The organism is Hydrogenophaga sp. (assembly GCF_041633695.1).
GTDB lineage: Bacteria > Pseudomonadota > Gammaproteobacteria > Burkholderiales > Burkholderiaceae_C > Hydrogenophaga.
This window is the reverse complement of the sequence record NZ_JBFJMY010000127.1, coordinates 1-10,594: the sequence shown is the minus strand read 5'-3', so window position 1 is coordinate 10,594 and position 10,594 is coordinate 1. Positions and strand designations below refer to the sequence as shown.

Below are 10,594 nucleotides of genomic sequence, written 5' to 3'. Positions count from 1 at the left end.
TGGTCGTTGCCCTACGTGTTCAAGGACGTCGCCCACGCCACCCGTGCCGCTGGCACACCGGCGGCACGCGAGATGTTGAAGAAGCTCGCACCCAACGGCGTCATCGGGCTGGGATATGCGTTTGCCGGCCAGCGCCACGTGCTGTCGGTGGAGCCCGTGAAATCGCCCAAGGATCTGGTGGGCAAAAAGGTTCGGGCCTTCCCAAGCCCGGTCTACAACGACTTCTGGAACGCCGCCGGTGCCGCGCCAACGGCGATGCCATTGTCCGAGATCGCGCCATCGCTGACGACCAAACTGCTCGACGCCGTCGATATCGACCTGGACGCCCTCGTCGGTTTGAAGTTCTACCAGCAGGCACCGAACCTGACACTGACCAACCACATGGCCTTCCCGGCGGTCATCGTCGTGTCCAAAAAATGGTTCGATTCGCGCAGCGACGCCGAGCGGGCGATGATCGTCAAGGTGGTCGCTGAGTCCGAGAAATGGGGCTATGAAGCGGCCATCGCCGCAGACAAGGCGAATCTCGAAAAGGCCCAAGCGGACGGTGTCAAAGTGCACGACTTCGACCGCGCCGCGTTCGAGGCCATCGGCAAAACGATCCGCGAGAAGTACATCGCATCGAACCCACTCATCGCCGACTTCTACAAGCAAGCCAAGGACCTTTGATGATCGAGCGCGTGGACGGTGCGCTGGCCGCCATCGAGAAGGTGCTGATCGTGCTGCTGACGACCGCACTCGTCGGCATCATGATGGCGCAGGTAGTGTTGCGCTATTTCTTCAATGCACCGATCTTCTGGGCCGAAGAGGTTTCGGTCCAGCTGCTGGTCTACATGACGCTGTTCGGATTGTCGCTGCTGGTGCGCAGCGACGGGCTGGTCTGCATCGACTTCGTTCCGCGCGCACTGTCGGATCGCGGGCGTCACATGCTGCTGGCACTGATCGGCGTGCTGATGCTGGCCATGCTGGTCTACGTGGTCTGGCTGGGTTGGGGCTGGATCACGCGGCCCGAGGTGCGCATTGAGCAATCGGCCACGCTGCGGTTTCCGCGCTGGTACAGCTATGCGGTCTTGCCAGTAGCCGTGGCGGCCATGGCCTGGCACCAGTTGGCGGCGGTGCTGCGGCACCTGCACCACCTGCGCGGGGTAACGGCATGATCACACTGACCGTCTTCTTTCTCTTGCTCTTCGCCGGCCTGCCGATCTTCGGCGTCATTCTCGCGGCGGCGATCACCTTTCTGTTCACGAACGATCTGACGCTGCTCTTCGACTCGATCCCGATCCAGTTCTACGGTGCGCTCGAAATCAACAGCCTGCTCGCGATCCCGCTCTTCATGCTCGTCGGCGAGGTGATGAACCGGGCCGGCCTGACACAGCGCCTGGTGGCGCTCGCCGAGGTGATGGTTGGCAACCTGAAGGGCGGTCTTGCATACGCAAACCTGATCACGAACGCGATGGCCGCGTCGATCCTCGGTTCGGCGGTGGCGCAGATCGGCGTCATGAGCAAGGTCATGATCCCGGAGATGGAGAAGAAGGGCTATCCACGCGCCTTCTCCGGTGCGGTGACGGTCTCTGCCGGCCTGCTGGGCCCGATCATCCCTCCGTCGATGCTCATGATCATTTATGGTGTCGTGGCGGTACAACCCATCGCGCCGCTGTTCATCGCGGGCATCGTGCCGGGGCTGATCATCGTCGTTGCGCTGGCCACCGTCATCTTCCTCACCGGCGTGTTCGGCCCGGGCTTGCCGTCGGGCGTATCCGGTGGAGTCCAGCGGTCGGCCAAAGTGGTGGTCGATGGCCTGCTGCCTGCGGTGATCCCGGTGGTGGTCATCGTCGGCATCATGTCTGGCGTCATGACGCCGACCGAGTCGGGCGCGGTGGCGTCGATCATCGCGCTCGGACTGGGTTTCGCCTACCGCAACCTGCGGCTCCGCGATCTGGTGCCCATCTTGCTCGCAGTGGCATTGAGCACGGCCACCATCACCGGGCTCATCGGCATCGCGTCGGTGCTGAGCTGGGCGCTGGCATTCCAGGGCGTGCCCGACCTGCTGGTGAGCTACATGTCGAGCCTGACCCAATCGCCGACGGCGTTTCTGTTGCTGACGATCCTCGTCTTCATCGTTCTCGGCATGTTCCTGGAGAGCATCAGCGTGTTGATCGTCGTCGTGCCGCTGCTGATGCCGGTGGTGACCCAACTCGGCATCGACCCGATCCATTTCGGTGTCGTCTGCACGGTCGCCACCGTGATCGGTCTCGTCACGCCACCGGTCGGGCCTGGCCTGTACATTGCGATGGTCGCCGCCGACATCCGCATGGGGCCGCTTTTCGTCGCAACGATCCCGTTCCTGCTCGCGGTCGTGCTGTGCCTGGTGGTCATCGCGGTGGTACCCACGCTGTCCACTTGGCTGCCGTCGCTCATGGTCGGTTGAACCGGCCAGCCAGAACCTGTTCCATCTGCCGCAGACCTTAGGGTCAGACACACCATCCAGGAGACAAGCCACATGCCGGTCAAGCCACCCTCCCCCGATCTTGTAGACCGGTTGGTCTATGCCAACCGCATCCTCTACGACCACGGCATCGTCGACGGACTGGGACACGTCAGCGTGCGCCACGACAGCGTGCCCGGCGTTTTCCTGCTGTCGTGCAACCGGGCGCCCGCGATGGTGCGGCGGCGCGACATCGTCTGCTACGACCACGCAGGCGATGCGGTATCGGAAACCTGCGAGCGGCCCTATCTCGAACGCTTCATCCACGCCGAGATCTACCGCGCGCGGCCCGACGTGGCGGCCATCGTGCACAGCCATTCGCCGAGCGTGATTCCGTTTGCGGTCACACAAAACCCGCTACGCCCGGTGTTCCACATGTCTGGCTTTCTGGGTCCCGGGTCGGCGCACTTCGAAATCCGCGAAGCCGGCGGCGACACCGATATGCTGATCCGCAGTTCCTACCTCGGCGAGGCGCTGGCCCGGTCGCTCGGCCGCCACAGCTGCGTGCTGATGCGCGGCCATGGATCAACCGTGGTGGGCACGTCGCTCGAACAGGCGGTCTTTCGCGCGGTCTACGTGGAGATCAACGCCAAGCTGCAACTCGCCGCCAATGGCCTGGGCGAGATCATGTTCCTGAACGAGCAGGAGGCCCAACTGTCGTCGGACATGAACGACGGGCAAATCCCGCGTTCGTGGGATCTCTGGGTCAAGCGCCTCGGCAGCGTCGACCTGGACCAATGAGGCTTGCGCCAAGATCACAGGCTTCGTAGCCACCCGCCCTCGCATGCACTGGCAAGCTGGGCGTCAAGACCCAGTGGCAGAAGCCTTTGCGGTCATTCGGTCTTCCCTGCCTCTTCGTCCCACCTCTTCAGCAAGGCCAGTTTTTCGCCAATCTTGACTTCCAAGCCTCTGGGAACGGGTTGATACCAACCCGGCTCTGGCAGGTCGTCGGGCAGATAGGTTTCACCCGCCGCATAGGCATTGGGCTCGTTGTGGGCGTAGCGGTATTCGTGCCCATAGCCCAGTTCTTTCATGAGCTTCGTGGGTGCATTCCGCAAGTGGACTGGCACCTCCCTGCTTTTGTCCTGCTTCACGAACGCTTTTGCCTGGTTGTAGGCGTTGTAACCCGCGTTGCTCTTGGCAGCGACGGCCAGATAGATCACGGCCTGCCCTAGCGCCAATTCGCCTTCAGGGCTGCCCAGGCGTTCATAGGTCAGGGCCGCATCGTTGGCAATCTGCATGGCCCTGGGATCCGCAAGCCCGATGTCTTCCCACGCCATGCGAACAATGCGCCGCGACAGATACCGAGCATCGGCGCCACCGTCCAGCATTCTTGTCAGCCAATAGAGGGCTGCGTCCGGGTGCGATCCACGAACCGATTTGTGCAAGGCGGAAATCTGGTCGTAAAAATTGTCCCCGCCCTTGTCAAAACGCCGGCTGTTCAGCGTCAAGGCGTTGTTGAGAAAGTCTGCGGTGATGGTGGTCAGGCCAGAGGCTTTGGCGGCCGTGCCGGTCTGCTCCAGCAAATTCAGGAACCGTCTGGCGTCACCGTCCGCATAGCCAATGATGGTGTCCGTCGCCAGGTCGTCAAATTCCAGATGTCCCAGCGCGATGCCCTGCGCCCGCTTCAAGAGTTGTTTCAACTCTTCTTCTGTCAACGACTTCAGCACATAGACTTGCGCACGCGACAGCAAGGCCGAATTCACTTCAAACGAAGGATTCTCTGTGGTGGCCCCGATGAACGTGATCAAGCCGCTTTCTGCATAGGGGAGAAGCGCGTCTTGCTGCGACTTGTTGAACCTGTGGATTTCGTCGACGAACAAGATGGTGTGCTTGCCCATCGCCAAGTTCTGCTCGGCTTGCTCCATGGAGGCCCTGATGTCTTTGACACCAGAGAACACCGCGGACAGGGCGATGAACTCGCATTTGAAGGCCGTGGCCGTGAGCCGTGCCAAGGTGGTCTTCCCAACCCCCGGAGGCCCCCAGAAGATCATGGAGTGCGGCTTGCCCGACTGGAAGGCCAAGCGCAGCGGCTTGCCTTCGCCGAGCAGGTGGGACTGTCCCACCACCTCGTCCAGCGTCTTGGGGCGGAGCGCTTCAGCCAGCGGCGCCACAGGCGCTTGCGCGAACAGATCAGACATGCGGGCCCCGCGCAGACCCGTGGGGAAGCCCAGACAGTTGCACAACGGCCTTTCCCAGCCTTTGATGCATATGGCGATCGACCACTTTGAAGCAACAGGCCTCGCCCCCAGTTCGCGGGTGCAAACGCTGGGCCAGCGGTGTGTACCGGCCGGCGGTAGACGGGGGGTTTGCGTTCACGAAAGGAAACGGCGGGAAACGGCGGAAGGCGCCAGCACTCAAGGGCGGATCACATCGGCGCCGACGGGCGGCTTGAAGCGGAAGTTCTCGGCGGTGAGCGGCGCGTTGCCCTGCCACTGGTTGAAACTGAGCACCGAGCGCTGGCCCAGGCTGTCGGCGATTTCCAGCACCGCCAGCTGGCCCTGCCGAAAACCCACGCGGATGTTCTGCAATTGCCCGTCCTTGTTCTTGGGCCGGGCTTCCAGCCATTCCATGCCATCCTGGGCCGCACCGGCTTTGAGGTCAAACACCTCGGAGAGCGTGCGCATATCGGTGCCCGCCGCGATCAGCGCCGCTGGCGTGCTGCCCAACACCTCTTGCTGCTTGCGCGCGGTGACCTGGTTGAGGTCGACGTCGTACAACCACAGGGTCTGACCGTCGGCCACGATGGTCTGTTCGAACGGCTTGGTGTATTCAAACCGGAAACGGTTGGGACGCAGAAATTCGAAGCGCCCGCTGGAGGTCTTGGTGCGCGCCACGGTTTCACCGGCGCGCTTGGGCGAGGTCACGACCTGGGTGAAACCGGCTTGCGCGCTGCCCACCTCGGTCAGAAACTTCTCCAGATCCTTCAAGCCATCGGCGTGCACCGGCAGGGCCAGGCACAAGCCGGCGAACACCGGCATCAGGGGTTTAAGCAATTTCATGCGAGGTAGGAGTCCAGAAGTGCCACAAGGTTTCATTCGCCGCGCGAAGGCATCAGGATGTCGCGCTGCCCGCTGGAGGTGAGCGCGCTCACCAGACCGGCGTTTTCCATGTCTTCAAGCAGACGCGCCGCCCGGTTGTAGCCGATTTTCAGCTTGCGCTGCACGTAGGAAATGCTGGCCTTGCGGTCCTTGACGACGATTTCCACCGCTTGGTCGTACAAGGGGTCTTTCTCACCCCCGCCACCACCACCGGCCTCGCCCAGCAGATCGCCACCGTCGCCATCGACCACGCCGCCTTCGAGCACGCCCTCGATGTAGTTGGGCTCACCACCTTGCTGCTTGAGATAGGCCACCACGCGGTGCACCTCTTCGTCGCTCACAAAAGCGCCGTGCACGCGGATGGGGAAACCGGTACCCGAAGGCATGTAGAGCATGTCACCCATGCCCAGCAGACTCTCGGCGCCCATCTGGTCGAGGATGGTGCGGCTGTCGATCTTGCTGCTGACCTGGAAGGAAATCCGGGTCGGGATGTTGGCCTTGATCAGACCGGTGATCACGTCCACGCTGGGGCGCTGGGTGGCCAGAATCAAATGGATGCCGGCGGCGCGCGCTTTCTGCGCCAGGCGGGCAATCAGCTCCTCGATCTTCTTGCCCACCACCATCATCAGATCGGCCAGCTCGTCGATCACCACCACGATGTGCGGCAGGCGCTCCAGCGGTTCGGGTTGTTCGGGTGTGAGCGAAAACGGGTTGCCTATGCTTTCGCCACGCGCCTTGGCTTCGTCGATTTTCACGTTGAAGCCGGCCAGGTTGCGCACCCCCATCTTGCTCATGAGCTTGTAGCGCTTCTCCATCTCGCCCACACACCAGGTCAGGCCATGGGCGGCCTGGCGCATGTCGGTGACCACGGGCGCCAGCAGGTGTGGAATGCCTTCGTAGACGCTCATCTCCAGCATCTTGGGGTCGATCAGCAGCAGGCGCACATCTTTGGCGTCGGCCTTGTACAGCAGCGACAGGATCATCGCGTTGATGCCCACCGATTTACCCGAGCCGGTGGTGCCCGCCACCAGGCAGTGCGGCATCTTGGCCAGATCGGCCACGATCGGCTGGCCGCCAATGTCCTTGCCCATGCCCATGGTCAGCATGGAGCGCGCGTCGTTGTACACCTGCGAACCCAGGATTTCACTGAGCCGGATGGTTTGGCGCTTGGCGTTGGGCAACTCCAGCGCCATCAGGTTCTTGCCCGGAATGGTCTCGATCACGCGGATGGACACCAGGGACAGCGAACGGGCCAGGTCGCGCCCCAGGTTCACGATTTGTGAGCCTTTGACGCCTGTGGCGGGCTCGATCTCGTAGCGTGTGATCACCGGGCCGGGCGCAGCCGCCACCACCCGTACCTCGACACCAAAATCTTTGAGCTTCTTCTCGATCAGGCGGCTGGTCATTTCCAGCGTTTCTGCGGCCACGCTGGCCTGGCTGACCGGTGCGCTGTCCAGCAAATCCACCTGCGGCAGTTTGCTGTCGGGCAGTTCGTTGAACAAAGGCTTTTGCCGTTCCTTGGCCACCCGCTCGCTTTTGGGTACAGCGATCAAAGTGGGTTCGATCACCACCGGCGTGGGGTGGTGCTCCTCGATCTCCACCCGCTCGACCTTGACCACCTCCTCGCGCTCGCGGGCGGCTTGCTCGCCGATGCGCTGGTCTTCCACGGCTTCGCGTTTTTCGCGCCGCGCCTCGAACCATTCGTCCAGCGTCAAGCCCAGGTATTCGGCCCAATGGCCCCAGGAGAAGCGGAAAACACGCGGCAGGCTCAAGACCAGCACCGCCAGCGTGACCAGCGCCGTTCCGGTGAACCCCAGCCAGCGCGTGGCCCAGGTGCCCAGCAGATGCCCGAGCACACCACCGGCGTGCCCCGGCAGATACGACTCCAGCCGATACAGGCGGCTCCACTCGAGCACGGTGCTGGCGGCCAACAGCAAGATCAACATCAGCCAGAAAGCGCCACGCCGTGCCCACGGCCGACTCCACCAGTGTGGCCCGCCCGGTTCGTCGGTCGCGCCCGTCGGAGCGCCCAGCTGCTGCTGGCCGCGCAACCAGAGCGCCAAGGTTGACAGCCAGGCGCGAACACCCGCGAAAAAACACCACCAAGCCGAAAAGCCCAGCAAAAAATAGCTCCAGTCGGCCAGAAGGGCTCCCAGGCGCCCACCCCAGTTGCCCGCCGTCGCCAGTGTGCCGGTGGTGCTCCAGGCGGGGTCGTTCAACGAATGGCTGAGCAAGGCCAGCAACCAAAAGCCCAGGGCCGCAGCGCCCAGCACCAGCCCGATTTCCTGGGCGAAACGCGTCACACCCGCCGGAGCTGCCGCAGAGCGGTCGGCATTGAGGGTATTGAGTGAATATGTCATAAGCCTTGCAGTGGTCCGGGAGCAAGCTTACCCCATGGCGCGGCGTGCCATGGCGATGCAAAACGCCAGCGCTCCCGCCAGAACCCGGCATGGCGCCGGGGGTCGGTCCAGGGGGTCAGCCCAGGGTACCCAGGCGCTCTTTCACGATGGTGCTGCCGTCTTCGGTCAGCTCGATAAAGCCCCGGTCCTCCAGGTCTTTCATCACCCGGCTGACCATTTCGCGCGACGCGCCAATCATCTTGGCCACATCCTGGCGCGAGACCCGGTCGCGGATCACCAGTTGGCCATCCTTGTCTTCCTTGGCAAACTCCAGCAAGGCGCGCGCCACACGGCCATACACGTCCATCAAAGCCAGCGATTCGATCTTGCGGTCGGCGTGGCGCAGGCGCTGCACCAGGCCCTTCATCACCGCGTAGGCCATGGACGTGTTCTCGGGCAGGCATCGAGCAAATTCCACGCGGCCCAGAATCAACACATCGGTCTGCACTTCGGCACGCACCGTGGCCGAATGGGGTTGGTTATCGATCAGGCTCATCTCGCCGATGTAATCCCCCGGGTTCATGGTGGCCAGAATCACTTCACGGCCTCGGGTGTCGGTGGTCACCACCCGAGCCCGCCCGGTGAGGATGATGGCCAGGAAGTTGGACTTTTTCCCCTGGTCCACGATGCACTCCCCGCGCTTGAAGCGCCGTTTGATCACGGCGTCGGCCACCGACTCGGCCTGCGCCTGGGTCAGGGTCGAAAACAGCGGTACCCGGCGGATCAAATCCAGATTGGACAGGATGGACATGCGGCTATTCCTTGGTTCGGGCTGCGGTTGCAGCGCTCTTTCTTACAATGGCGACGTTACCCACGCACCTGCGGTACTGGATTTCCCGGGTGTTGGCACAAACTATCGACACATGGCGTAAAACTATACGACCTAATCGCTGAATCTACCGCACCACAGCCCTCGCCAACAAGGCCACGACTTCATGAAGCATTCCAAAGTACTCATTCTAGGCTCAGGCCCTGCGGGATATACCGCTGCAGTTTACGCTGCCCGCGCCAACCTCAACCCCGTGCTCATCACCGGCCTCGCACAAGGCGGCCAGCTCATGACCACCACCGATGTGGACAACTGGCCCGCTGACGTGGGTGGTGTTCAAGGCCCCGAATTGATGCAGCGTTTTCTGGAGCACGCCGAGCGCTTCAAGACCGAGATCGTGTTCGACCACATCAACGCGGTGGACTTTTCCAAGCGGCCTTTTGTACTCAAGGGCGACAGCGACGAATAAAGCGCGGACGCCCTGATTCTCTGCACCGGCGCGTCGGCCAAATACCTGGGCCTGCCGTCGGAAGAAGCTTTCATGGGCAAGGGCGTATCGGGCTGCGCGACCTGCGACGGCTTTTTCTACCGCTAGCAAGACGTCTGCGTGGTGGGTGGTGGCAACACCGCCGTGGAAGAAGCCCTGTACCTGTCCAACATCGCCAGCAAGGTGTACCTCGTGCACCGCCGCGACACCTTCAAGGCCGAAGCCATTCTGGTGGACAAGCTGATGGAGAAAGTGGCCGCGGGCAAGATCGAGCTGAAGGTCTTCCATACCCTGGAAGAGGTCTTGGGCGACAACAGCGGCGTCACCGGCGTGCGGCTCAAAAACACCCAGACCGGCAGCACCGAAGATCTGGTGCTCAAAGGCTGCTTCATTGCCATTGGGCATTCTCCGAACACCGACATCTTCAAGGGGCAACTGGAGATGAAAGACGGCTACATCGTGACCCGCAGCGGCCTGCAAGGCATGGCCACCATGACCAGCGTGCCCGGTGTTTTTGCGGCGGGCGATGTGCAAGACCACGTGTACCGCCAGGCTATCACCAGCGCGGGCACCGGTTGCATGGCGGCGCTGGACGCACAGCGATTTCTGGAGCAGCAAAGCACATAGATGGCAGCCAAATGGCAGCCAGGCCTGTCGGTCGGGTGCCATTTCGCCCCATGTCAGCCGCAGCAAGGCTATAATCTATGGCTTTGCTGCGCGTCACCGGTTTGTCTGGTGGGCCATGCAAGAACGGGTTACCGCCACCCATTTTCTGGCGAGGTGAGGCTGAAACGCTGAATGGCACGCATACAAGACCTGCGCTGCCGCTCCTGCAATCGGCTGTTTGAAAAGTATCGGAGTGTCCTCATGGCACGCGTCTGCGACGTAACGGGCAAGAAGCCCATGGTCGGAAACAACGTTTCCCACGCCAACAACAAAACCAAGCGCCGGTTCCTGCCGAACCTGCAATACCGCCGTTTCTGGGTCGAAAGCGAAAACCGCTGGGTCCGTTTGCGCGTGTCGGGTGCAGCTTTGCGCCTGATCGACAAAAAAGGCATCGAGACCGTGCTCGCCGATCTGCGCGCACGCGGCCAAGCTTAAGGAGCACCGACCATGGCAACCAAAGGCTCACGCGAAAAAATCAAGCTGGAATCCACCGCGGGTACCGGCCATTTCTACACCACGACCAAAAACAAAAAGACCACGCCTGAGAAGATGCTGATCAAAAAGTTTGATCCCAAAGCACGCAAGCACGTGGACTACAAAGAGATCAAGCTGAAGTAATTCGGCACTCTCCAACAAAAAACCCGCTGTGATCCAGCGGGTTTTTTGTTGCCTGTGTTTTAGTTAGGCGAAAGGCGGCAGACCACCATGCCTGCTCCGCCCCTTGCTTCACGCGCCCGCCACCTTGAAACG

The 10,594-nt window shown here is 62.1% G+C and carries 10 protein-coding genes and 1 pseudogene; 7 read left to right on the top strand and 4 right to left on the bottom strand.

Annotation, left to right across the window (positions count from 1 at the left end; all coding sequences use genetic code 11):
• From ABYB95_RS09960 to ABYB95_RS09945, 4 genes are all read left to right on the top strand, one after another.
• On the top strand, positions 1–666 hold a 666-nt coding region (locus tag ABYB95_RS09960; protein ID WP_372658327.1), incomplete at its 5' end, for a TRAP transporter substrate-binding protein.
• Positions 666–1,154 carry a TRAP transporter small permease gene (locus ABYB95_RS09955; RefSeq protein ID WP_372658326.1) on the top strand — a complete coding sequence of 163 codons (489 nt, stop codon included), beginning with the start codon at positions 666–668 and terminating at the stop codon, positions 1,152–1,154. The genes ABYB95_RS09960 and ABYB95_RS09955, both read left to right, overlap by 1 nt.
• The gene (locus tag ABYB95_RS09950) at positions 1,151–2,425 is read left to right on the top strand and encodes a TRAP transporter large permease (protein ID WP_372658325.1); all 1,275 of its coding nucleotides are present in this window, start codon (positions 1,151–1,153) and stop codon (positions 2,423–2,425) included. Before ABYB95_RS09955 ends, ABYB95_RS09950 begins: the two co-directional genes overlap by 4 nt.
• Before the next feature lie 72 nt (positions 2,426–2,497).
• On the top strand, positions 2,498–3,223 hold the full coding sequence (locus tag ABYB95_RS09945) for a class II aldolase/adducin family protein (protein ID WP_372658324.1): 726 nt from the start codon (positions 2,498–2,500) through the stop codon (positions 3,221–3,223).
• A 92-nt stretch (positions 3,224–3,315) separates the two neighbouring features.
• Here ABYB95_RS09945 and ABYB95_RS09940 read toward each other — a convergent pair whose 3' ends face one another.
• From ABYB95_RS09940 to ABYB95_RS09925, 4 genes are all read right to left on the bottom strand, one after another.
• Positions 3,316–4,623: a replication-associated recombination protein A gene (locus tag ABYB95_RS09940; protein WP_372658323.1), complete on the bottom strand. Its 1,308-nt coding sequence runs from the start codon at positions 4,621–4,623 to the stop codon at positions 3,316–3,318.
• A gap of 216 nt (positions 4,624–4,839) precedes the next feature.
• A complete protein-coding gene (gene lolA, locus ABYB95_RS09935) occupies positions 4,840–5,463 on the bottom strand; it encodes an outer membrane lipoprotein chaperone LolA (RefSeq protein WP_372658328.1) in 624 nt (207 codons plus the stop codon).
• 53 nt (positions 5,464–5,516) lie between these two features.
• Positions 5,517–7,883, bottom strand: a complete 2,367-nt coding sequence (locus tag ABYB95_RS09930; protein WP_372658322.1) for a DNA translocase FtsK — start codon at positions 7,881–7,883, stop codon at positions 5,517–5,519.
• 115 nt (positions 7,884–7,998) lie between these two features.
• Positions 7,999–8,673 carry a Crp/Fnr family transcriptional regulator gene (locus tag ABYB95_RS09925; protein ID WP_372658321.1) on the bottom strand — a complete coding sequence of 225 codons (675 nt, stop codon included), beginning with the start codon at positions 8,671–8,673 and terminating at the stop codon, positions 7,999–8,001.
• A gap of 184 nt (positions 8,674–8,857) precedes the next feature.
• Between ABYB95_RS09925 and trxB the strand changes: the two are divergent.
• The 3 genes and pseudogenes from trxB (at position 8,858) to rpmG (ending at position 10,462) form a co-directional block, all read left to right on the top strand.
• Positions 8,858–9,805: pseudogene (gene trxB / locus ABYB95_RS09920) on the top strand (thioredoxin-disulfide reductase).
• A 240-nt stretch (positions 9,806–10,045) separates the two neighbouring features.
• A complete protein-coding gene (gene rpmB, locus ABYB95_RS09915; protein WP_372658320.1) occupies positions 10,046–10,279 on the top strand; it encodes a 50S ribosomal protein L28 in 234 nt (77 codons plus the stop codon).
• A 12-nt stretch (positions 10,280–10,291) separates the two neighbouring features.
• On the top strand, positions 10,292–10,462 hold the full coding sequence (gene rpmG, locus ABYB95_RS09910; RefSeq protein ID WP_305316581.1) for a 50S ribosomal protein L33: 171 nt from the start codon (positions 10,292–10,294) through the stop codon (positions 10,460–10,462).
• The last annotated feature ends 132 nt before the right edge of the window (positions 10,463–10,594 follow it).